The sequence below is a fragment of the Streptomyces longispororuber genome, assembly GCF_024448165.1.
GTDB lineage: Bacteria > Actinomycetota > Actinomycetes > Streptomycetales > Streptomycetaceae > Streptomyces > Streptomyces longispororuber_A.
The window spans coordinates 12,321-33,832 of record NZ_JAMOLN010000068.1 but is presented as its reverse complement, the minus strand read 5'-3'; the positions used below and the strand labels follow the sequence as shown (position 1 = coordinate 33,832).

General features: G+C 69.8%; 21 protein-coding genes. 11 read left to right on the top strand and 10 right to left on the bottom strand.

Going from position 1 to position 21,512, the window contains the following annotated elements:
• Window positions 1-84 precede the first annotated feature (84 nt).
• From M4J07_RS20250 to pqqE, 6 genes are all read left to right on the top strand, one after another.
• Window positions 85-1,077, top strand: coding sequence for a ThuA domain-containing protein (locus M4J07_RS20250; protein ID WP_255973885.1), 993 nt, complete (start codon window positions 85-87; stop codon window positions 1,075-1,077).
• Window positions 1,078-1,162: 85 nt separating this feature from the next.
• The gene (gene pqqA / locus M4J07_RS20245) at window positions 1,163-1,288 is read left to right on the top strand and encodes a pyrroloquinoline quinone precursor peptide PqqA (protein WP_255973884.1); all 126 of its coding nucleotides are present in this window, start codon (window positions 1,163-1,165) and stop codon (window positions 1,286-1,288) included.
• Between the two features lie 9 nt (window positions 1,289-1,297).
• Window positions 1,298-2,191 carry a pyrroloquinoline quinone biosynthesis protein PqqB gene (gene pqqB, locus M4J07_RS20240; protein WP_255973882.1) on the top strand — a complete coding sequence of 298 codons (894 nt, stop codon included), beginning with the start codon at window positions 1,298-1,300 and terminating at the stop codon, window positions 2,189-2,191.
• Window positions 2,188-2,943, top strand: a complete 756-nt coding sequence (gene pqqC / locus M4J07_RS20235; protein WP_255973880.1) for a pyrroloquinoline-quinone synthase PqqC — start codon at window positions 2,188-2,190, stop codon at window positions 2,941-2,943. The genes pqqB and pqqC overlap by 4 nt, the downstream gene beginning before the upstream one ends.
• Window positions 2,940-3,203 carry a pyrroloquinoline quinone biosynthesis peptide chaperone PqqD gene (gene pqqD, locus M4J07_RS20230; protein ID WP_255973879.1) on the top strand — a complete coding sequence of 88 codons (264 nt, stop codon included), beginning with the start codon at window positions 2,940-2,942 and terminating at the stop codon, window positions 3,201-3,203. Before pqqC ends, pqqD begins: the two co-directional genes overlap by 4 nt.
• On the top strand, window positions 3,200-4,303 hold the full coding sequence (pqqE, locus tag M4J07_RS20225; protein WP_255973877.1) for a pyrroloquinoline quinone biosynthesis protein PqqE: 1,104 nt from the start codon (window positions 3,200-3,202) through the stop codon (window positions 4,301-4,303). The genes pqqD and pqqE overlap by 4 nt, the downstream gene beginning before the upstream one ends.
• Before the next feature lie 73 nt (window positions 4,304-4,376).
• On the opposite strand, the gene M4J07_RS20220 is transcribed toward pqqE, so the two are convergent.
• From M4J07_RS20220 to M4J07_RS20185, 8 genes are all read right to left on the bottom strand, one after another.
• Window positions 4,377-6,101, bottom strand: coding sequence for an FAD-dependent oxidoreductase (locus tag M4J07_RS20220; protein WP_255973876.1), 1,725 nt, complete (start codon window positions 6,099-6,101; stop codon window positions 4,377-4,379).
• A complete protein-coding gene (locus M4J07_RS20215) occupies window positions 6,098-7,444 on the bottom strand; it encodes an MFS transporter (RefSeq protein WP_255973874.1) in 1,347 nt (448 codons plus the stop codon). Before M4J07_RS20215 ends, M4J07_RS20220 begins: the two co-directional genes overlap by 4 nt.
• A 136-nt stretch (window positions 7,445-7,580) precedes the next feature.
• Window positions 7,581-9,185, bottom strand: coding sequence for an FAD-dependent oxidoreductase (locus M4J07_RS20210; RefSeq protein ID WP_308284758.1), 1,605 nt, complete (start codon window positions 9,183-9,185; stop codon window positions 7,581-7,583).
• Window positions 9,182-10,228 (bottom strand): zinc-dependent alcohol dehydrogenase, encoded by a 1,047-nt coding sequence (locus M4J07_RS20205; protein WP_255973872.1) that lies wholly within the window; start codon window positions 10,226-10,228, stop codon window positions 9,182-9,184. Before M4J07_RS20205 ends, M4J07_RS20210 begins: the two co-directional genes overlap by 4 nt.
• A 23-nt stretch (window positions 10,229-10,251) precedes the next feature.
• Window positions 10,252-10,539, bottom strand: a complete 288-nt coding sequence (locus M4J07_RS20200) for a YciI family protein (RefSeq protein WP_255973870.1) — start codon at window positions 10,537-10,539, stop codon at window positions 10,252-10,254.
• A 235-nt stretch (window positions 10,540-10,774) separates the two neighbouring features.
• A complete protein-coding gene (locus M4J07_RS20195; RefSeq protein ID WP_255973868.1) occupies window positions 10,775-11,671 on the bottom strand; it encodes a LysR family transcriptional regulator in 897 nt (298 codons plus the stop codon).
• 49 nt (window positions 11,672-11,720) lie between these two features.
• Window positions 11,721-12,737 (bottom strand): LacI family DNA-binding transcriptional regulator, encoded by a 1,017-nt coding sequence (locus tag M4J07_RS20190; RefSeq protein WP_255973866.1) that lies wholly within the window; start codon window positions 12,735-12,737, stop codon window positions 11,721-11,723.
• Between the two features lie 104 nt (window positions 12,738-12,841).
• Window positions 12,842-13,699 (bottom strand): sugar phosphate isomerase/epimerase family protein, encoded by an 858-nt coding sequence (locus M4J07_RS20185; protein ID WP_255973864.1) that lies wholly within the window; start codon window positions 13,697-13,699, stop codon window positions 12,842-12,844.
• A gap of 230 nt (window positions 13,700-13,929) precedes the next feature.
• On the opposite strand from M4J07_RS20185, the gene M4J07_RS20180 reads away from it, so the two are divergent.
• Window positions 13,930-14,985, top strand: coding sequence for a Gfo/Idh/MocA family protein (locus M4J07_RS20180; RefSeq protein ID WP_255973862.1), 1,056 nt, complete (start codon window positions 13,930-13,932; stop codon window positions 14,983-14,985).
• A gap of 69 nt (window positions 14,986-15,054) precedes the next feature.
• Window positions 15,055-16,758 carry an FAD-dependent oxidoreductase gene (locus M4J07_RS20175; protein ID WP_255973860.1) on the top strand — a complete coding sequence of 568 codons (1,704 nt, stop codon included), beginning with the start codon at window positions 15,055-15,057 and terminating at the stop codon, window positions 16,756-16,758.
• 421 nt (window positions 16,759-17,179) lie between these two features.
• On the opposite strand, the gene M4J07_RS20170 is transcribed toward M4J07_RS20175, so the two are convergent.
• Window positions 17,180-17,413, bottom strand: a complete 234-nt coding sequence (locus M4J07_RS20170) for a hypothetical protein (RefSeq protein WP_255973858.1) — start codon at window positions 17,411-17,413, stop codon at window positions 17,180-17,182.
• 102 nt (window positions 17,414-17,515) lie between these two features.
• Between M4J07_RS20170 and M4J07_RS20165 the strand changes: the two genes are divergently transcribed.
• Window positions 17,516-17,896, top strand: coding sequence for a hypothetical protein (locus M4J07_RS20165; protein WP_255973856.1), 381 nt, complete (start codon window positions 17,516-17,518; stop codon window positions 17,894-17,896).
• 1,194 nt (window positions 17,897-19,090) lie between these two features.
• Here the strand turns inward: M4J07_RS20165 and M4J07_RS20160 are convergent.
• Window positions 19,091-19,564, bottom strand: coding sequence for an NUDIX hydrolase (locus M4J07_RS20160; RefSeq protein WP_255973854.1), 474 nt, complete (start codon window positions 19,562-19,564; stop codon window positions 19,091-19,093).
• Between the two features lie 659 nt (window positions 19,565-20,223).
• On the opposite strand from M4J07_RS20160, the gene M4J07_RS20155 reads away from it, so the two are divergent.
• Together M4J07_RS20155 and M4J07_RS20150 are read left to right on the top strand one after the other, a co-directional pair.
• Window positions 20,224-20,685 (top strand): GNAT family N-acetyltransferase, encoded by a 462-nt coding sequence (locus M4J07_RS20155; RefSeq protein ID WP_305127940.1) that lies wholly within the window; start codon window positions 20,224-20,226, stop codon window positions 20,683-20,685.
• A gap of 394 nt (window positions 20,686-21,079) precedes the next feature.
• Window positions 21,080-21,502 (top strand): hypothetical protein, encoded by a 423-nt coding sequence (locus M4J07_RS20150; RefSeq protein ID WP_255973850.1) that lies wholly within the window; start codon window positions 21,080-21,082, stop codon window positions 21,500-21,502.
• Window positions 21,503-21,512 lie beyond the last annotated feature (10 nt).

Genomic DNA, 21,512 nt, shown 5'->3' with positions numbered 1-21,512 from the left:
CGCCGCGCTGCGCGCGAAGCGAGCCGGACCTCGCCTGCCGTGCCACTTCCTCGAACTTCCGCACCCACCGCTGAGGACAGTCACATGACACCTCCTGCCCAGAACAGACGCCGCCCGCGCCCTGCGATCGCCGCCCTGGCCGGCGCAGTGGGCACTGTCGCCATCACCGTCGCCTTGGTCGCCTCCGGCACCCTGAGCGTGGCCCAGGGCCGCATCGGCCAGGGAGCCCAGGAACTGGGCGATCCCGACTACGGAGTGTGCCGCGGAACCGACCCGCGCTGCTACCACGACTGGGGCAACTTCGACACCCCCAAGGGCTTCAAGGTCCTGCTGTACACCCGCACCGCAGGACCACGTCACGCCAACCTCGGCCCCGCACTGGCACCGGGGCTGAACCCGCCCCTGACCGACACCAACACGGTGCAGAAGGCCCTGCTCAAGCTGGGCGCGGACAACGGCTTCCAGGTCGACTACACGGAGGACGTGTCCCAGCTGGCCTCCCCGGCCACGCTCTTCAAGTACAACGCGGTCATCTTCTACTCCACCAGCCGCGACGCCCTCGACGACGCCGCCCAGACCTCGCTGCGCCAGTACGTCCGCGGCGGCGGTGGCTTCGTCGGTGTCCACAACGCCTTCGGCACCGAGTACAACTGGCCCTGGTACGAGGGCCTGCTGGGCAACGCGAACTTCTACGACCACGGCGCCAACCAGCCCGGAACCGTACGCACCGTCAACCGCAAGGACGTCTCCACCAAGAAGCTGCCGTCCTCCTGGTCCTTCTCGGACGAGTGGTACAACCTCGTGCCCGCTCCCACCAAGGTGCGTGTGCTGGCCGAGGTCGACGAGAGCACCCTGACCAAGGGCGTGGCCGGCAACTACAACCACCCCGGCCACGGCGACAACCACCCGGTCGCCTGGTGCCAGTACTACGACGGCGGCCGCGCGTGGCTGACCACTCTGGGCCACGACGCCAAGGACTTCACCACCGACGGCTCGTTCCCCGGGGCCGCCGAGTTCCAGAAGCTCCTGCTCGGCGGCATCGAGTCGGCCATGGGCAAGGCGCCCTTCTGCAAGTAGGTCTCCGGCAGCGGACATCCCGAACGCCGGCAGCCGCCCCGAGCCGGGACGGCATCCCTCCTCATCCGCGCGAAAGGCGGTCACCATGCAGGACCACACCCTCCCCCAGCCCCAGAGCCAGCCGGCCGAGACTCCCGGCTGGCAGACGCCCGACTTCACCATCGTCGACACGGCAATGGAGATCAGCGCCTACGCCCTGAGCACGAAGTAGGCGCCCGCCGTGCTGCTGCGCATCCTCGGAACAGCAGCAGGCGGCGGTCTGCCCCAGTGGAACTGTGCGTGCCCCGGCTGCAGCGGGGCACGCCGCTTCCCCTCCCGCCGACGCCTGCACGACGGGCTCGCCATCCATGGCGCCCGCCCCGACGAGTGGTTCCTGGTCAACGCCACCCCCGACATCGCCGAACAACTCGAATCACACACCAGCCTGCGGCCCGCGGCCGGACACGACCGCACCCCCGTGATCCACGTCGTACTCACTGACGCCGAGCTCGACCACACCCTGGGCCTGCTGCGCCTGCGCGAGGCGGCCTGCATCGAAGTGTGGTGCACCCAGCCGGTGCGCGCCGCGCTGGACGGGCGCCTTCACCTCTCCGACGTTCTCCTCCCCTACACCGAGCTGATCTGGCACGATCTGCCCTCCGTCGGCGCACCCACGCGCATCGCCGGACTCGACGTCAACGCCGTCGAGTTGTCCGCCAAGCGTCCCCGCTACGCCGCGCAGAACCCCTCGCACCCCGCCTGGAGCGTGGCCCTGCGGGTGCACGATCCCGACAGTGGTGGCTGTCTCCTGTACGCGCCGGCTGTGGCCGCCTGGAGCGACCACCTGGCGCAGGAGCTGGCGGCAGCGGACTGCGCCCTGCTCGACGGCACCTTTCTCGACGACCACGAGCCGCGGCGCACCGGAATCTCCTCGCGCACGGCCACGGGCATGGGCCATCTGCCCATCCTGGGGCCCTCAGGCACCTCGCAGCGGTTGGCCGGGGCGAACACGCGCATCTACTACACGCACGTGAACAACACCAACCCGCTGGTGGACCCGGACGCCGCGGAGCACAAACAGCTGGCCGATGCCGGCCTGGCCATCGCTCACGACAGGATGGTGGTAGAGCTATGACGACAACCGATCTTCGCGCCGCGGCCAGTACCGCGTCGCCGGTCAGCGCCGATCCGGCGCCCTGGCACCCCGAGGAATTCGAGCAGCGGCTGCGTGGCCTGGCCGCAAGCCGGTACCACGACCGCCACCCCTTCAATCGGCGCATGCACGAGGGTGCCCTGTCCCGCGGAGAACTGCGGATGTGGGTGGCGAACCGCTTCTACTACCAGTGCAACATCCCCATCAAGGATGCTCTGATCCTCAGCAAGCTGCAGGAGACCGCTCACCGGCGCTCGTGGATCCGACGGATCCAGGACCACGACGGAAACACCGACGCGGACGGGGGCATCGAGCGCTGGCTCCGGCTCGGCGAAGCCGTCGGTCTCGACCGCAGCGAACTCACCGATCACCGGCACCTCTTGCCCGGAGTTCGGCTGGCGGTCGACGGCTATGTCAACTTCTGCCGCAATCACAGCGCCCTTGAGTCTGTCGCCTCCTCGCTCACCGAACTGTGCGCCCCCTCCATCATGCTGACCCGACTGGACACCTTCCCTCAGCACTACCCCTGGGTCACCGCTGAAGGACTGGGCTACTTCGAGAGCCGCGTCCTCCAAGGACGACGCGACGGCAGCGAAGCCCTGGCCTGGATCAAAGAGTGGGCCAGGACACGCCCCCTTCAGAACCAGGCTCTGGCAGCGCTGTCGTTCAAATGCGACGTGCTGTGGACCCTGCTCGACAGCATCCAGCAAGCCACCTCGGAGCAGCCGCGATGACGGCCACCGTCTGGCGCCCCGCCCTGCCTCCCGGCGGCCTGCTGCGCACGGACGCGGCCCGTGGGCAGGAAGTGCTGCTCCTGCCCGAACGAGTCGTGGTCCTGCACGGCTCCGCCCGGCGCGTACTCGAGTTGTGCGACGGACAACACACCGTCGACGACATCACGACGCAACTCACCCAGCAGCACCCGGGGAGCGCTCGTGCCGAGGACATCGCACACTTCCTCACCCGCCTTCACGCACAGGGATGCCTGCAATGACCACGCCCGCCCCGCCCTGGGCCCTGCTCGCCGAACTCACCCATGCCTGCCCCCTGCACTGCGGCTACTGCTCCAACCCTCTTGAGCTGACGCGTCGTTCAACCGAACTGTCCACCCAACGATGGGCCGAGGTCTTTCGCCAGGCGGCCGCCATGGGCGTGCTGCACACCCACCTCTCCGGCGGCGAACCGCTGCTGCGCGAGGACCTGGACGCTCTCACCCGGGCCGCGGTCGACGCCGGCCTGTACACCCAACTGGTCACCAGCGGGGTCGGCCTTTCGACCAGCCGCCTGGACGACCTCGTCGACGCGGGCCTGCACAGTGTTCAACTGTCCGTGCAGCACGCCGATCCGCCCCTGTCCGACACCATCGCCGGCCGCGCCTCTTTCCGGAACAAGGAGGCCGCCGCCCAGCTCGTCAAGCAGCGTCGGCTGCCACTGGGAATCAACGTCGTCCTGCACCGGCACAACCTCGACGCCCTCGACGATCTCCTGCAGCTCGCGGTGGCCTGGCAAGCCGACCGGATCGAACTGGCGAACACTCAGTTCTACGGATGGGGCCTCCTCAATCGCGCCGCCCTCATGCCGTCCCACGAGCAACTGGCAGATGCCGCCGCAACGGTCGCTCGCTGGCGACAGCGCACCGACATCGAGCTCGACATCACCTGGGTCGAGCCCGACTACTTCACCGGAGTGCCCAAGCCCTGCATGGGAGGCTGGGGTGCGGTCTCCCTCACCGTCACACCTGACGGCACGGTCCTCCCCTGTCCCGCCGCCGCATCCGTCCCCGGCCTCGACGCCCCCAACGTGCTGGAGCACCCACTGCCCTGGATCTGGAACGAGTCCCCGGCCTTCAACCGCTACCGGGGCACCGACTGGATGCCCTCCCCCTGCCGAGACTGCGCGCACAAGAACGAGGACTTCGGAGGCTGCCGCTGCCAGGCGTTCGCGCTCACCGGAGATGCCTCACGCACGGATCCCGCATGCTCCCTCGCTCCCGACCATGACGTGATCACTTCGCTTGCCTCCGCCGATTCCGCCTCCGCCGAAGTTGTCCGGCGCCGCCCCACACGCCGCTCGACCTCGACCGTCGGCGGCTGAGAGGCCGCGCACGTCCGCGAAGCCCCGCGTCACCGCATCGAGGCGGCGGCCGCAGTCACGTCACGCCTGTGCCCTACGGCCGGGCACGGGCCGCATGCCGCGCGGCCAGATAGCCGAACGTCAGGCCCGAACCGACCTGGCAGCCCGCTCCTGGGTACTCGGAAGCCGCCATGGAGCCCGCGTCGTTGCCACAGGCGTAGAGCCCGGACACTGGTGAGCCCTGTTCGTCAAGGACCCGGGCCTCGGCGTCGGTGCGCAGGCCAAGTGCAGTGGCCAGAGGTGTGGGGACGACAGCGAGGGCGTAGAAAGGGCCCTTCTCGATCGGGCCGAGGTTGACGTTCGGCGTGTGGGCCGGGTCACCGTACTGGTGGCCGAAAGGGTGGGTTCCCTTTCCAAACTCCTCATCGACGCCCGTGCGTGCCGCCCGGTTGCTGTCGGCGACTGTGCGCTCCAGGCCGTCCGCGTCGACGCCGATGGACGCTGCCAGGTCGCGCAGCGTACGGCCCGTGTGCAGGTAGCCGGGGGCGAGGTGGCGCTTGAGGCGGAAGCGCGGTGTGTGCGGGTGGATCATGCCGAGTCCGTACTTCGTGAGGGTGCGGGCATCGGTGATCAGCCAGGCCGGGATCGTCGGCGCCGACTTGTGCGCGTCGTACATCGCGCGCACGAAGCGGTGATACGAGACGGATTCGTCGACGAACCGGCGACCCGCCGCGTCGACCGCGACGATGCCGGGTTTGGCCCGGTCCCAGATGTGCGGGAACACGGCGGTCGTTCCGTCCCTGCGGCGGCCCACGGAGCTGGGGAACCACAGGGCGTTGTCGTCGCCGGCGTCGCTGAGGGTGCCGCCGACCGCGCGGGCGAGGGTGATCGAGTCGCCGGTGGCGCCCTCGGCCGCGCGCGTGAACTGAGCCGTGGGCCTGGGGAGATGGGTGGCGCGCAGTTCGGGGCTGGCCGAGAAGCCGCCCGCCGCCAGCACCACTCCCCTGCGCGCGGCGACCCGGACGGTGCGGCCCCGGTGCGAGACGACGGCGCCGGTGACACGTCCCGCGTCGTCGGTGACGAGTTCGGTGGTGTGCGCGGTGAACCAGACATCGCCGCGGCGGCGCAGGAGTTGGTGGTAGAGGTGGGCGACCAGGGCGTTGCCCATGGCCAGGCGGGTGCCGCGTGGCCAGCCCAGGACCCGGTCACGGGCCCAGCGGACACCGAGGCGCAGAGCGACGGCCAGACCGCGCGGCGAGCCGTGGAAGAGAGTGAGTAGTTGGTTGACCTCGGCGCGGCGCACCATCAACGTGCCCCGGAACAGGGCGAACTCGGGGACCGGGCGGCGGATGCGGCCGAAGCGGGCCCGACCCAGTCTGCGGCCGTCGAAGGTGCGGGGTTCGAGGGCGCGGCCGATGCCGTATCCGGGGAGTTCCGGGTGGTAGTCGACGACGGTCGCGGAGTGCCAGAAGCCCACGCCGAGCTTGTTCTCCAGGTAGTCGAGCATCTCCGGGCCGTGGGCGAGGTAGCTCTCGCGCACGGCACGCGGCGCACGATCACCGACGAGGGTGTCGAGGTAGCCGCGGGCCGCCTCAGTGTCGGCCGCGGGATCCGGCTGGTGGCGGTGGCCTGGGATCCAGGCGGTACCGGCCGAGTAGGCGGTGGTGCCGCCGAGCCACTCGGTCTTCTCCAGGACGAGCACGTCGAGGCCCTCCTGCGCGGCGACGGCCGCCGCGCCGAGTCCACCCGCTCCAGAGCCGAGGACGAGGAGATCGACCTCGTGGTCCCAGTGATGGGTGTGGTCGGTGTCGTCGGTCATGATGCGGTCTGCCTTTCCTGATACGGGGCGGTCGAGGCGGGCGAGGCGGCCGCGTCGCGGCCGGTACCGAGGTCCTGAAGCGGGACACGGTAGGTCTCCCTCGCGCTCCACGCGGCGGCCGCGGACACCAGGCAGAGCACGGCGGTCAGCGTGGCCACCGGCAGCCAGTTGCCGGAGTCGTAGCCCATCAGCGCGGTACCGACAGTTGGCGCGAACCCCGCTACGAGCAACGAGAGTTGGAGTCCGACGGCCATACCCGTGTAGCGGACCCGGACATCGAACATTTCGGTGAAGAAGGCGGGATAGATGCCGTTCGGAAGGGAGTAGCACAGGCTCGTGAGGGCAATGCCTGCCACGAAGACCAGGACGATGTGCCCGGTGGTGACGGCAGCGAAGTACACGTAGATCATGGCGGCGCAGCCGAGGCAGCCCACGATGAACACCGGCCGCCGTCCGAACCGGTCGGCGAGCATCCCCGCGCCGGTCTGGGTGAACATCGCCACCACGTTCGCGACGATGGTGGCCCACAGCATGGTGGACCGTTCCAGGCCGACGCTGTCGGTGGCATAGGCGAGCACGAACACCGAGACGATGGTGTTGGTCGTGGTGAACAGGGCACACGCAGCCAGTCGCAGCACATCCCGCCAGTGGTCCTTGACCAGCGTGACGAGCGGCAGCCCGCTCGTGCCTTCCTGTGTCCGGGCCTCCTGAAACACCTCTGGCTCGGCGAGCGTGCGCCGCACGAAGTAGGCGAGCAGCAGCACCAGGACGCTGGACCAGAACGGTACGCGCCAGCCCCACGAGTACAGTGCCTCGTCGGGCAGTGAGCTGATCGGGAGGAAGACCAGGCCGGCAAGGACGAATCCGGCTGCGATGCCGTTCATCGTCCAACTGCCGTAGGTCGCACGGCGGTTGTCGGGCGCCAGCTCGACGGTGAGGGCGCTGGCCCCGGCGGTCTCACCGCCCGCGGAGACGCCTTGGGCGAGCCGCAGGACGACGAGGAGGGCAGGCGCCAGGGCGCCTGCGGTGTCGTACGAGGGGATGCAGCCGATGAGTACGGTCGACAGGCCCATGGTGACCAGGCAGGCGACCAGCACCCGTTTGCGGCCGACCCGGTCCCCGAAGTGACCGAGGACGAGGGCGCCGACCGGGCGAGCGACGTAGGCGACGCCGAAGGTGGCGAAGGACAGCAGAGTGCCGCTCGTGCCCGCGTCGGCGAAGATCACGTGCGGGAAGACCAGGGCTGCGGCCGACGCGTAGATGAAGAAGTCGTAGTACTCCAGGGTGCCGCCGAGGAACGCGGCGGCAGCGGCTCGACGGCCCGCGTGGTGGTACGTCGTCATGGAAGGCTCCTTGAGCGCCCGGCCGGTGCGGGGCCGGGCGCGAGGTGTGGCAACGACAGTGGTGCACACATGCGCCGACAGGCGCGAGAAGAGCGGAACGTGGGGCCGCCGTCCCGTGACGGCCCCGGATCCGTCGTCAGTCGACCGAGGCCAGGTGCTCGCCGACGGCGAAACCCCGGGTGATCGCGGAGCCGAGGGTCGCGCCGCCGCCCGGGTATGCGTCGTGGAAGACGGTCGCCGAGCAGTTCCCTGCGGCGTACAGGCCGGGCAGGGGTGTGTCCTGGTGGTCGAGGACGCGTCCGTGGCCGTCGGTGCGCAGCCCACCCGCGGTACCGAGGACTCCGGCGTGGATCGGCACGGCGTAGTACGGGCCCTTGTCCAGGGGCGCCAGGCAGGGGTTGGGGGTGATCGTCGGGTCGCCGAGGTGGCGGTCCGTGACACTGGAGCCGCGGCCGAAGCGGTGATCGGTGCCGCGGCGCGCGTCCTCGTTGAACTCGCCGACGGTCACAACGATTTGCTCGGCGTCGATGCCGCAGGACGCGGCCAGTTCGGCGAGGGTGTCGGCGTGCGTCATCCAGGGTTCGACGGTGCCGGGCGGCGATCCTGCGACGGCGTAGCGGTCTCGGTAGGCCTGGTCGAAGACGAGCCAGGCGGCGGCGTTGGCGCGACGCCCTGTTCGTGGATCGGTGGTGCCGAACACCCGGTTGAGGTCGTGGTAGTTGGCGGCCTCGTTCACGAAGCGTTCGCCCGCCTCGTTGACCGCCAGGGAGCCGGGCAACGTCAGCTCGACGTTGCCCATGCGGCCGGAGCGGACCCCGTCGTAGACCTGAGTGGGCGCGCAGATCACCGGGACGCCCCAGACGGCGGTCATGTCGGCGACCGACGCCCCGGCACCGAGGCCGAGCCGCAGCCCGTCGCCCTCGTTGGAGGGCGCGCTGATGGGGCGGACGGGGAACGGCAGGTAAGCCGCGCGCAGTCGCTCGTTCCACTCGAATCCGCCCGAGGCGAGGACCACCTGCCGAGCCCGCGCGGCGCGGTCGGCGACGCCCACCGTCCACCCGTCCTCGGCGTGGTCGAGGGATGTCACCGGCGCCCCTGCCACGATCCGTACACCGCGCTCCAAAGCGGTGGCGACCAGCGCGCCGACGAGGGCTCCACCCATGGTCCGCACCCCCGACTGGACACGATCCGCGAGGAGTTGAGGGTCGGCCGGGGCACCCTGGAGAGTGTCGCGCTCGGCCATCGTCAGGAGCGGGAAGTACGTCGGCGGGCGCAGTGCCTCGGCCAGGCCGGGGCAGGTGGCCGTGTCGAAGGCGGCGTTGTCCAGGCCGCGTCCAGTGGCGGCACCCGGCCACTCGGGGTGGTAGTCGGGGCGAGCGAGAGGCCGGTAGGCGACGCGGGTGTGCTCGTCGAGGTAGCGGACGGCGGCGCGGGAGGTGCGCAAGTACCAGTCGATCTCGGTCTCGGGCATGCGGCCCTCGGTGCCGGCGCGCAGATACGCGGCCGCGGCCTCGGCGCTGTCCGCATGTCCGGCCGCGCGCATCAGGTGGTTGTCCGGCGCCCACATCACACCGCCGCCCGCAGCGCTGGTGCCGCCGAGCCGCTCTGCCTTCTCCAGGACCAGCACCCGGTGGCCGGCGTGCGCGGCGCGTACCGCGGCGACCAGGCCTGACGCCCCGGAACCGACGACCACGACGTCGTAGAACGCCTCGACCTCGTCGAGGGGAACGGTGACGGTCACGGCGCGGCCTCCGTCAGGTCGACGGCGACCTTGCCGACGAGTTCTGTGCGCGAGCGCATCGTCTCGAAGGCGTCGGCGGCCTTGGTCAAGGGGAAGCGGTGGGTGACCAGGGCGCGCGCCTGCTCGGGGTGGCGAGAGAGCAACTCTGCCGCCTCGCCGATGAGTTCCTGACTATTGCGGGAGCCGATGAGCTCGATGTCCTTCACCGGCAGGGTGCGCATCGACAGGGTCACCGGCCGGTCGGATATGCCGACGGCGACGACGCGTCCGGCGGTGGAGACGAGGCGGATCGCGTTGTCGAGGGAGCTGGGTTGGCCGGTCGCCTCGACGACGATCGCCGGACCGAAGCCGCCGGTGTTCCGGTCGAGCAGCGCAGCCTGTTCGACCGTCGGGAACTCCCGGCCCAGGTCGACGTGGAAGGTGTCGGCGGCGCCGAACCTGCGGGCGAAGGCGACCCGTTCGGGTACGGTGTCGGCTGCCACGACGCGCACGCCGAGCGAGGTCAGGTACAGGGTGGCCAACAGGCCGATGGGTCCGCAGCCGAGCACGAGGGCGTGCTCACCGGCCTGCGGCCGGGACCGGTTCACCGCCTGCATGGCGATGCTCGTCGGCTCACACAGCGAGGCCAGCTCCATGGGGAGGGCGTCCGGCACGGGGAAGAGCTTGTGCACGGGGACGGTCACGTACTCGGCGAGCGCGCCCGGCACGTCGTAGCAGCCGTAGACCGACATGCGGTCACAGGCGTTGGTGCGACCGATGGAACAGGCGTAGCAGGCACCGCAGTTGAGGATCGGTGAGACGGCGACGCGGTCGCCGACGGCGCGCGACGTGTGCGGTTCGGGCAGTGCCTCGATCACGCCGCAGAACTCGTGGCCCTGGACCATGGGCAGTGGGGTGGCGTAGTCGTCCTCCCAGATGTGCAGGTCGGTGCCGCACAGGGTGACGGTGTGCACCCGCAGCAGGGCTTCGTCGGGGCCGGGCACGGGGATCGGGCGTTCTTGGTGGTCCAGGGTCTCCTTGGCGACGGTCTCGGCAACACGCATCGTTCGGTTACTCGTCGGTGTGCTCACTTAAGACCACCGAAGAAGATGTTCCAGGCGCGCACGGTGCGTTCCGCGACGAGGCCCTCGCGGTGGAACGGGTCCTGGTCGAGGAGCATGGACACGTCGTCGGCGTTGTCGGCCTCGAGGACGAGGAGCGCGCCGGGGACGTCGTCGGGCCCGAAGGGCCCGGAGGCGCGCAGCAGGCCCGCCGTGTACTGCGCCTCCAGGAAGTTCTTGTGGGCGGGGCGGTGGCGGTCGCGGGCATCCGCCGAGTCATCGGCGTAGCGGTAGGTCACTGCGAAGACAGCCATGGGGAGAGTCCCTTGCGATGGTGGGGGCGGGCGCCCGCGTCCGGGCGCCCGCCGCTGCGGCTCGGTGACGATCGTCACGTGGCAGGAGCGTCCCTCCGGCTGGCCGGCCGTGTCCAATACAGAATCGGACTGGGTCTGTGTGCCGATGGCACTCAATGCGCGCGGCGGCTTCGACGGGCCAGGATCGAGCGGTTCTGGGCTCGGTCGGGCGGGCCGAGCGGGTTCTCGGAGCGGCTCAGCCGGCGGGTTCGGGCAGGACCTCGGCGGCGACCGCGAGCACCGCACGCAGGGCCTCACCGTCGTGGTCCTCGCGCCAGGCGATGCCGCTGCGCAGTTCGGGGACAGGCGGGGCGAGCGGGACGTAGACCGCGCCCTCAGGCATGACGGGCCGCAGGCACTCCGGGGCCAGGCTCACGCCCGTGCCGGCGGCCACCAGCGACAGGATGAGATAGGGATCGACGACCTCCTGGGTCACGGCCGGCCGGAACCCGGCGGCAAGACAGGATCCCAGCAGGACCTCCCGATAGGCCGACCCGGGGTGCCGGGGCACGGCGACGAACGGCTCGTCGGCGAGGTCCGCAAGGGCCACCTGGTCCGCCTCGGCGAGCGGGTGCCCCAGCGGCAGGACCGCTCCGAAGGGTTCCACGGCGATGGCCCGCGCGGTGATGCCGGCGTGCCGCACGGGCAGCCCGACGAAGCTGAGGTCGAGCCGCCCCTGTTTCAGTTGGAGCACGGCCTGTTCGGTGACCACTCCGCCGACGAGAGTGAGTTCGACGCCAGGGTGCAGCTCGCGCACGCGGCGGGTCAGCGGCGGCAGTGTGCGGTGGTTGAGAGTGCCGGAGAACCCGATGGTGACCTGCCCGTAGACCTCGCTCTGGCCGCTGCGCGCCGCGCGGCGTGCAAGGTCGAGTTCGCTGACGATGCGGCGCGCGTGCGGCAGCAAGGCCCGCCCCGCGGACGTCAGCGACACTGAGCGGGTGCTGCGCTCGAACAGCGAGGTACCCAGCTGCCGTTCCAGTTTGCGGATGGTCTGGCTCAGCGGCGACTGCGCCATGCGCAGCCGCTCGGCGGCCCGTCCGAAGTGCAGCTCCTCGGCGACGGCGAGGAACGCCTCGATCCAGCGGATCTCCATACGCACCTCTCTCGTCGGACCGCTTGTTGGTACGCCGGTCGGCGACTGGTCAATGGCTACGGGGCGCGGGCCCCGCGGTGGCGCGCTCCACCAGACGTACGTCGAAGACCTGGCGGCGCGGTACATGACTGTCGGGGTGCTCGATGCGATGCAGCAGCGTCTCCGCCGCGGCCTTGCCCATGGCTTCCAGCGGCTGGTGGACGGTGGTGAGGCCGACCATGGACCAGCTCGACATGGCGATGTCGTCGAAGCCAATGACGGACAGGTCCTCGGGGACCCTGAGTCCCCGCTGATGCGCCGCCTCCAGGACGCCGTACGCCACGATGTCACTGCCGCACAGGACGGCGGTGGGTGGCTCCGCGGCGTCGAGGAGTTCGAGGCCGTGCGCGAGACCGGTGGCGTGGGTGTGGCTGCCCCAGCGGGTGAGCGCGGGGTCGAGGGGACGGCCGAGGGCGTCGAGCGCGGCGGCGAAGAAGCGGGTGCGCTCGCGCCCGGAGGAGGTGTCCTGATGGCCGGCGAGCAGGGCGATGCGGCGGTGGCCGTGACCTGCCAGATACTCGGCGACGATACGGCAGCCCGCGGCGTCGTCCACGAGGACCCGGTCGACCTCGCGGCCGTCCACATCGCGGTGGAGCAGCACGAGCGGCATCCCGGACTCGAGGAAGTCGTCGACCGCCGGGGACTCCACGGTCGCCGCCGCGAAGACGACGCCGTCGACGGTGCCGCCGCGCAGCGCCTCCAGGTCACTGGGCCCCGCGCCGCCGGTCTCGGCGCCGCGGGTCAGCAGGACCGTGCGGTACCCGGCCGAGCGGAACTCCTCATGCAGGGTGGTGATCTCCTGCGGGTAGAGCGGGTTGACGACGTCCGGAGTGACCACGGCCACGGCATGGGCGCGGCTCGTGGTCAGAGCGCGGGCCGCCGCATTGGGCGCGTAGCCGAGGCGGCGGGCGGCGTCGAGGACCGCGTCGCGGGTGCGGGGCGCGACGAGCGGATCGCCGCGGAAGACCCGGGAGACCGTCGACTGGGACACTCCCGCGGCCTTCGCCACGTCATAGCCGTTCGCCACCCGCGCCTACCCTCGTGTCATCGTCTTCGGATTCGGATCTGGAGTCACGGCCTGCGGACCTCGTGTCACCGCCTCCCGAACCGCCTCAGCCTACCGAGCCCGCCTCAGCACCCGGCCTCGGCCAGCACTGCGTCCGCCCCGGCGCGCGCCCGCCGCGCGAACTCCCGCGCTCCCAGCTGTTCGGCGAGGAACACCGACGGCGCCTCGACACTCACCGGCGTACCCTCCGGCACGGCGGCCAGGAAGTCGGCGAGCGGCAGTTCACCCTCCCCCGGCAACACACGCAACGCTCGTGACTCCAGCTTGAGGTCACTGCCGTCGGTGGACTGGCCGAGCGGGAGGCGGGCGGGGCGGGGCAGGTCGTGCGGCTCGGCGAGCGGGGCGTCGCACAACTGGACGTGGGGCACCAACGTCCGCTCCAGCGCCTGCAGTTCGTCGACCGTGCCGCCGAACCGGTGGACATGCAGGGAGTCGAGCAGGACGGCGCAGCCCGCAGCACGGGCGAGGTCGGCGGCCTCAGGGATCGAGTGCACCGGCTGGTACGTGATGGGTTCGAGGGTCGGCACCAGGCCGTAGGGAGCCGCGTCGCGGGTGAGCGCGGCCAGCGAGTCGGCGAGGCGCGCCCGGTCGGGATCGGCGCCGACGACGCTGAGGTGGGTGGCCCCGAGCCGGGCGGCCATCTCCAGGATCGGCAGCCACCGCTCCCGGCTCACCCGCTCATCGAGGGTGAGGAACTCGATGTCCCGCACGTACAGCCCGGTGTCCTTCAGTCGCAGCAGCGTCTCGTCGAGCAGCGAGCCCGGCCCGCTCATCGGGTACTGCTCCTCCCCCGCCGTGGCGGGTACCACCCGAAGCCCTACGAAGTCGAACCCGGCCGCCGCGGCCACGTCCACCAGTTCGGGCGGCGGGCAGCCGAGAAGCGTGAGGTGGGCGATACCCATGGGGATGCCGGTGCCTGTCATGCGGGACTCCTGGGGTTCCGGGGAAGTGCGGCGCTCTTGACGTCTGGCGCGCCAGGTCCGTAACTTCTACGCAACGTTATGACTGCGCAGTCATTCATGGCAAGTCCTCAACCTGCCGCTTGGTGAGCGAAGACTGCCGCCCATTCGGAGCGGCAAACAGACCTCACTCACGCTCATCGCGACTGCGCACCCATACCTGCACGCCCACCCACACCCGAGGAGCCCCGCAAATGCCCCCCTCCGCTCTCCGCATCGGCCTCATCGGCGCCGGTCGCATGGGTACGGCGCACGCCGGGTTCATCGCACGTGAGGAGGAAACGGTCCTCGTCGGTGTCGCGGATCCCTTCAGTTCAGCGCTCGCGGAGGCCGAGGGCGTGCCGCACTTCGCCGACCACAACGCCCTACTGGATCCCGACGGTGCCACCGGTCTCGACGCGGTGATCGTCGCCAATCCGAACGGGGCGCATGTCGCCACAGCCCTGGACTGCATCGCGGCCGGCGTGCCCACGCTCCTGGAGAAGCCGGTGGCCGTGGACCACGCCGAGGCAGCGCGACTGATCGCGGCGGAGGCGGCGTCGAACGTCCCGGTACTCGTCGGCCACCACCGGCGCCACCACCCGGCCGCCACTGCAGCCAGGGAACTGATCAGCGCGGGGGCGATAGGCCGCCTCGTCGGGGTCAGCGGCATCTGGACGACCAGGAAGGACGACACGTACTTCGACGCCGCGTGGCGCCGTAAGAAGGGCGCGGGCGTCATGCTCATCAACCTCGTCCACGACCTCGACCTGATGCGCCATCTGTGCGGCGAGATCGTCGCCGTGCAGGCCGCGACCAGCAACGCCGTACGCGGTCACGCAGTGGAGGACACCGCGAGCGTCGTGCTGACCTTCGCCGACGGCGCGCTCGGCTCGCTTCTGGTGTCGGACGCGGTGGTGGCGCCGTGGGGCTGGGATCAGGCGACCGAGGACGATCCGACGTACCCGTACCGGCCCGACACGTCCTGCTACTCCATCGCAGGCACGACGGGTTCGCTCGCCTTCCCGCAGTTGGCGCACTACTTCCACGACGGCGGGGCGGCCGGCGACTGGATGCGCCCGCTGTCGCTGCGCTACGAGCCCAAGGGGGCCGGCGACTCGTACACGAACCAGCTGCGCCACTTCGTCCGCGTCGCGCGCGGCGAGTGCGCGCCGCTCGTCTCGATCGCCGACGCCGCCCGCACGCTCGCCGTGGTCGAGGCCGCTGGCCGCGCGGCGGCCTCCGGCCGCACCGAACCCGTACCCGCCTGACATCACCGAGCCCGCACACCCCACGCCCCAGACCCTGGCCACCCCGCACCGAAAGAAGTGAGAGTCCTCATGCGCACCCTGTCCTGCGACCTGCTGGTCATCGGCTCCGGAGCGGGTGGCCTGTCCGCCGCGGTGACGGCCGCCCACCACGGGCTCGACGTCGTCCTCGTCGAGAAGGACACCGCGATGGGAGGCGCGACCGCCTGGTCCGGCGGCTGGATGTGGACCCCGCGCCACCCCCTGCACGAAGGCCCCCGCGAGGACATCGAGCAGCCCCGTACGTACCTGAAGAACGCGCTCGGCCAGCGCTACGACGCCGACCGCGTCGACGCCTTCCTTCACGCCGCGCCGCACATGGTGGGGTTCTTCCACGAGAAGACAGCGACGCGGTTCGTCGACGGTGGAGGCATCGCCGACATCCACGGCGATCTGCCGGGCGCCTCCCAGGGCGGGCGACAGGTCGGTCCGAAGCCGGTGAACGGCTGGCGCCTCAAGCCGTCGCTGCTGCGCAAGCTGACACGACAGATGTACGAGACGTCGTTCCTCGGCATGGGCATCATGGCCGGCCCGGACCTGCAGAAGTTCCTGCACGTCATGTCGGGTCCACAGAACTTCGCGCACGCCGCATGGCGGGTGGGCCTGCACACGGTCGACATGGCGGTCCGCCGCCGCGGCATGCAGCTCGTCAACGGCCCCGCTCTCATCGCCCGGTTGGCGAAGTCCGCGGACGACCTGGGCGTGCGCATGTACGTCGACGCTCCGGCGAAGCGGCTACTGCTGGAGGGAAAGGCAGTGTGCGGCGCGGTCGTGGCGACGCCGCGGGGCGGGGTGGAGGTGTGGGCCCGTCGCGGTACGGTCCTGGCCACCGGCGGCTTTCCGAACGACGCCGAGCGCACCGCCGCCCTCTTCCCGAAGGGCACCGGTGAGAACCACAAGACGCTGTCCCCCGCAACGACCACCGGGGACGGGATCCGGATGGCCGAGGAGGCGGGTGCCGTCCTCGACACGTCGGGAGCCTCGCTGGCCGCCTGGTGTCCGGTGTCCCTGGTGCCGTTCACGAACGGTCGGGTGGGCCGTTTCCCGCACATCATCGACCGTGGAAAGCCGGGCGTGATCGGGGTGTTGCGCGACGGCCGTCGCTTCGTCAACGAGGCCGACGGCTACCACCAGTACGTCGATGCGATGATCCGTGCCACTCCGGAGGGCGAGGAGGTCGCCTCCTGGCTGATCTGCGACCACCGCTACCAGCGCCGTATGCCGTTCGGCATGTCGCGCCCGTTCCCGCTCCCCCGCTTCCCGTATCTGCGCAACGGCTACCTGCGGCACGGCCGCACTCTGGAGGAGCTGTCCGTCACCTGCGGCATCGATCCGACCCAACTACGCCGCACCGTCGATGAATTCAATGCCGGCGCGATACGGGGCATCGACCCAGAGTTCGGGCGCGGCAGGACGGCGTACAACCGCAAGTCCGGGGACTTCGCCCACGGTCCGAACCCGTCACTCGGCCCCATCGAGAACGCCCCGTTCTATGCCATCAAGGTCTACCCCGGCTCGTTCGGTACGTTCGCCGGGCTGAGCGCGGATGCCCACGCCCGAGTCCTCGACGCTGCGGGCGACCCGATCGAGGGCCTCTACGCGGTCGGCACCGACCAGGCGAACGTCCTGGGTGGGCACTACCCGTCGGGCGGAATCAACATCGGCCCCGCGATGACGTTCGGGTATGTGGCGGCGCGCCACGCGGCGGGCGTCGCGGAGTACGAGGTGGGGATCTAACGAGCTCGAGCATGGTTGGCGGTGGGGCATGACCAAAGCGGGCTCCGCCGGTTCCCTACCGCTTCGGCAGCCTGCGGTGGCTCCCGGCACTCTCGTCACCACACAGAAGCGGGCCGGAGCTGGCACCAAGGTACGGACGGCGATGCCGCTGCCAGCCTGGGTGGAGGGCAAGGGCGAGCGGCCCGAAGCGTACCGCCATCGCGAACTGATCGATGCGGTGCGGCACATGGCGACAACGACCGGAAGCGGCAGGCCCCCAGGGGCCCGCTTCTGGAGAGCTGTCCGGGCCTGATCCTCGGTCGCACCAGAAGCATCTCAGCGATCTCTCCTGTCCCACAGGTCTCCCGCTGGCAGGCTCCTGACGCCCGTCGTGCACGATCCTGCCAACTGCCCGTGGCCAACAGGTCCCGCACGGGCCGGGTCACCAGCCCTTCATCGCCTCCGTGGGGGACTTGCGTGTCGCTCCACGTGCCGGGACCACCGAGACCGCCGTCAACAGGAGCACCGTCAGGCCGGGCACCAGGAACAGGGCTCCCGCAGACGGGAGCAGTAGCCATCCCTTGACGTACGGTGCCAGGTCCGCACTGCCCCGCAGCAGAGCGTCGGTGCCACCGCCGCGCGCCTCACCGAGCGCCATGCCCAGAAGGGCTGCCACGGCACCGACCGCAGCAGTCTCCGTGATGAGCATCGTCACGACCTCAGATCCCATCTGTGAACCGCCGTTGTACTCGCACTTGCGCCACCGTGAGGACAACCTTTGAGCCACGAGGACGGTCCTGTCTTCATGAACCTCTCGTCCGAAGACGCCGGTATCTGGATCTTGCCCGTGGTGTTCCTGCTGGGAGCAGCAATCGTCGCGCCTGTCGTCTGCGTGGTCCTTGCCGCACGCGTCGCCCTGCGTTTCGCACGCTCTGCCGCCGCGGGCGACGCCTGGCGAGCGGTCACCCCCAGCACGTGGCTTGTCGCTGGCGGATCAGGCGCATGCGCTGCCGCATGCCGGTTCACCGTCTCTTTGTTCACCGCACCGGCTGACTGGTTCCTATCCGTGACCTTCGTCTGCGGCTGCTTCGCGCTGGCCGCAGTGGTGATGGCCGCACTTACGGCGGCACAGAACCGGCTCCTCAAGAATGACGGATAGGCGTGCTGGCCAGCTGGTCCGGCGACTGCCCGACACGGTCAGTACAGCCTGACGCGGCAACCCCAGCCCCTCGGACGAACGACGGGGGCACGAGGTGGCTAGGTCGTATGCGACATGCGACCCGGTCGCCCTGCCGTGCCGAAACGGCTGCGACGCAGCGGGAGTTGAGCCACTAGGTGAGCCAGTCGTTCGGGGGGCCTTGACTCCCGATGTTGAACACACGAGACACTGGATCCTGAGGATCTGAGGACGGACATCTCGTGCCGGGCCAGACTCGACGCCCACGTACCGGTGAGGTCGGCCCGCCAGGCAGCCGGCGAAGGGTGCGAAGCCGCCCGGCCGTTGGAAGCCATGGGATGCAGGACCCATCGGTACGCGTTCTGGGCCGCCCCCCAGCATCCTTTGGCCGCCGGGTCCTCGCAGTCAGTTCACCAGCCGAAATCGCTGGATGCCTGGTCTCGACAGCAGCATCTGTCGACGCACCACCTCCTCACGGGCAGCAGGCCCGATCCTCAGTCCCGAGGTGCGGCGCCCGTCGGGTGCCTCGATCACAGCCGGCCGGGTCACGGCTCGCATGGCAGCCCAGATCAGGCGCGTCTGTTCAGTGAGGGCCTGATGCATCTCCGGTCCGACTTCGGGTTCGAACCACCGAACCGCAAGGCGCCCGCTCTCGAAGAACTCGCCTCGCTCGTCCCTCCTGAGAGGTGAGCGGAGTAGTTGGACAACTGCCGCGGTCGGTGGCCCGACAGGCGCGGTGACACCCACTGCCGGAATGATCAATGGTGGCAGGGAAGCGCCTGCGGGAAGGCCGAGAAACACCTGCGTACTTCCGCAATCCAGCGCGGACTCGATCGAGGCATGCAAGTGCACCTGGTGCAAACCAGGTGGTCCTGGGTGACTGCAATGCCATCCTGCCGAAGGAAGCGCCTCGCGAATCCTCTGCCCCAGAAGCACCTCATCGGCAGGCATCAGCCATGTGTCCGTCGCCTTCGTGCGCGAGCCCGCTCTTGCCATGCGGCAAGAATGCCAGTGCCCTCCAACGCCCCCGACGTCGCTCCCCACGCTCCTCACATCGTTCAGCAGTCAAGGAAGCGGGGCCTGTTCGGTCCAAGCAGGTCAATGCGTGGATTGGCGTCCGATCCAGCGGCGAACGAAGCCGTCCACGTGACAGCCAACTCGAATGCTGATGGGGCCTCAGTGCTGGATCAGGCCGCCGACCGGGACGGCAGCGACGTGGCCGGTCGCCGGAAGTGTCTCGGCCAGGTCGAGGCCGATGTCGACCAGTGAGGACCGGCGCAGGCGAGTGACGTCGCGGAGCGGGGTCCAGAGCGACTCGGCGACTTCGCCGTTCGGCTCCGGCCGCAGTTGGCCTGCGGTGATCCGCACCTGGTAGAACACGCCGACATTCTGATGCTCGGGCCCGCCGGGGATGGCACGTTCGGCCGCGGGGATCACCCGGGAATCCACACCCAACAGGCGCTCGACCACCGCGTCGCAGCCGGTCTCCTCCGCGACCTCCCGGATCACCGCGTCGAACGGATCCTCCGCATGCTCGACCCTGCCCCCCGGAAGGGTCCAGTTACTCTCCCCCTTCGGGGACACGTGACGGGCAAGCAGGACCTGCCCACCCTCGATGCACACGGCATACGCCGCCAGCCGGAAACTCATTCCCCCGCACCTCCCACCGGACCGTATCCCAACGTCCAACACCCCATGCAGTGGCACTGGCACAGGGGGGAGCCAGAGCAACTTCACCTGGAGCCAGTTCTGTTCCGTGCGATGGAGTCCCACAAAGGGTCTAAAGACAGCCCACGGGCCCGGCGAGCGAACTCCACTTCAGGCAACGCGCTGCGCAGCCGCAAATCTCAGCGCCGAAACCACTGCCGAGGATCTGCCAGCCGCTCTGCTCCCTGCGCCCACCCTCGCCGACATATCTCAGCTGATGGACCTCCTCACGAACGTACTCGACAGCCGCGCGGCCGACCCGGAACTCGCGCGCTACCTCCTCGGGAAGCACGCCGCGCGGGAACCATCGCGCGGCGAGGCTGGCCGCTGACGGTCACAGATTCCTGATGATCAGCCAAGCGGCTGCGCCGATCACCACGATGCACCCGCCGATGGAGAACACCTTTCCAGCAGCACCATGCCCGGCGTCCTCGATCCAGTTACCCACAAGACCAACGAGCGGGGCACCGATACCGTGGCAGCTATCCGGCTATGGCTCCGCTCGTGACTCGCAGGGCAAGTCATAGGCTTCCGTCGTGAACGAGACCCATGGGATACGGATCAGACCAGGCAGCCTGGCCGACGCACCGGCCATCTTGGACATGCTCGACTCCGCGGTGGCCTGGATGAACGATCGCGGCAACACCGAGCAGTGGGGCACGACTCCGTATTCGCAGAAACCCGGTGGGAGAGAGCGGGTGGAGCGGTACATGACCAGGAACGTCCCGTACATCGCCGAGTTGAACGGGACGTCTGTGGGGGCTCTGGTCTTGGACTCTGGGCCCAGTCCCCAGATGCCGATCGCTCCGGCCGAGGAACCCGAGCGGTACGTACGACTGCTGATCTCCGACCGGCATCACGCCGGTCTGGGCATCGGTGCGGCATTGCTTGCCCATGCCGCCGACGAAACCCGACGGGCCGGCGTGGCGCTACTGCGGGTCGACTGCTGGGCGGGTGGAGGAGGCGCACTGGTCGCGTTCTACGAGCGCAACGGTTTTACCCCCACCGACCGATTCCTCTCCGGGGCGTGGCCGGGACAGATACTGGCGCGGCGGGTCGTCTGACCACGCCAGCAGGCCAACTGGTTGAGCTCGGTGGCGCGTGATCACTACCAACGTGATCCAACATCCTTGTCCCCCGGGCCCCACTGGGCGTCCCTCAGGTGCAGTTCACCCGCCAGCGCTGCCCTCGCGACGGCCCACAACGGCTCATCGTGACGCCAGGCATGGAAACGCAGGAGCCAGAAGGCGACAGCCCGTGCTCGCACATGGCCGGCGGACGGCACGAGCGAGCAGGGCTGGGCCGCTACGGAAGGGGACCGGGCCGCGCGCGACCCTTGGTCAGCACCTCTGAGTCGCTGTCGTTCCCCCTGGTCCCCCGGTCGATCTGGCACGGTAGTGACACGCCCCCTTGATTCACCGTCGAGCAGTGTCGGTGCTGCCGTGCACAATGCGCTCCATGAGTGACCACTTCGAAGCTGTCTTCTCATGCTTCCTGCGTGATGACACCCCTGACTCCGTCCTGGAGACCCTGCGCTGGCACCTGGGGCTGGACGATGAGGAACCGGAGGGCCTCGATGCGGAGAACACCCCGTACCCCCTGCTCGTCCCCGACAGCAATAGTCGTCTTCCTGGCGGAGACACAGCGTCCCTTCGGCGCACGGTGCAGGAGTTCACGACTTCGGGAGAGCGGTACGAATGGGAGCTCTTCGCACGCTGCTATTGGGTCGACGACTTCACCCTCTGGCTCGATGATCTCCTGACGTTGATCGCACCACATGTCGCCAGACCGGGCTACGGGGGTCACATACGTGGCGAGTACGGCACGGACCTCAAGACCATTACGTTCCGCGGGGGCACGTACGACCCGGTCGGCATCTGAAGGCCGTCCG

Coding starts and splice junctions, on each gene's coding strand:
- pqqC (WP_255973880.1), top strand. CDS start 2,188: ATGACGACAACCGATCTTCGCGCCGCGGCCAGTACCGCGTCGCCGGTC.
- M4J07_RS20185 (WP_255973864.1), bottom strand. CDS start 13,699: ATGACAGGCACCGGCATCCCCATGGGTATCGCCCACCTCACGCTTCTC.
- M4J07_RS20250 (WP_255973885.1), top strand. CDS start 85: ATGACACCTCCTGCCCAGAACAGACGCCGCCCGCGCCCTGCGATCGCC.
- pqqE (WP_255973877.1), top strand. CDS start 3,200: ATGACCACGCCCGCCCCGCCCTGGGCCCTGCTCGCCGAACTCACCCAT.
- M4J07_RS20215 (WP_255973874.1), bottom strand. CDS start 7,444: ATGACGACGTACCACCACGCGGGCCGTCGAGCCGCTGCCGCCGCGTTC.
- M4J07_RS20160 (WP_255973854.1), bottom strand. CDS start 19,564: ATGAGTTTCCGGCTGGCGGCGTATGCCGTGTGCATCGAGGGTGGGCAG.
- M4J07_RS20175 (WP_255973860.1), top strand. CDS start 15,055: ATGCGCACCCTGTCCTGCGACCTGCTGGTCATCGGCTCCGGAGCGGGT.
- M4J07_RS20220 (WP_255973876.1), bottom strand. CDS start 6,101: ATGACCGACGACACCGACCACACCCATCACTGGGACCACGAGGTCGAT.
- M4J07_RS20155 (WP_305127940.1), top strand. CDS start 20,224: ATGCTCGACTCCGCGGTGGCCTGGATGAACGATCGCGGCAACACCGAG.
- M4J07_RS20195 (WP_255973868.1), bottom strand. CDS start 11,671: ATGGAGATCCGCTGGATCGAGGCGTTCCTCGCCGTCGCCGAGGAGCTG.
- M4J07_RS20200 (WP_255973870.1), bottom strand. CDS start 10,539: ATGGCTGTCTTCGCAGTGACCTACCGCTACGCCGATGACTCGGCGGAT.
- pqqA (WP_255973884.1), top strand. CDS start 1,163: ATGCAGGACCACACCCTCCCCCAGCCCCAGAGCCAGCCGGCCGAGACT.
- M4J07_RS20205 (WP_255973872.1), bottom strand. CDS start 10,228: ATGCGTGTTGCCGAGACCGTCGCCAAGGAGACCCTGGACCACCAAGAA.
- M4J07_RS20150 (WP_255973850.1), top strand. CDS start 21,080: ATGAGTGACCACTTCGAAGCTGTCTTCTCATGCTTCCTGCGTGATGAC.
- pqqD (WP_255973879.1), top strand. CDS start 2,940: ATGACGGCCACCGTCTGGCGCCCCGCCCTGCCTCCCGGCGGCCTGCTG.
- M4J07_RS20180 (WP_255973862.1), top strand. CDS start 13,930: ATGCCCCCCTCCGCTCTCCGCATCGGCCTCATCGGCGCCGGTCGCATG.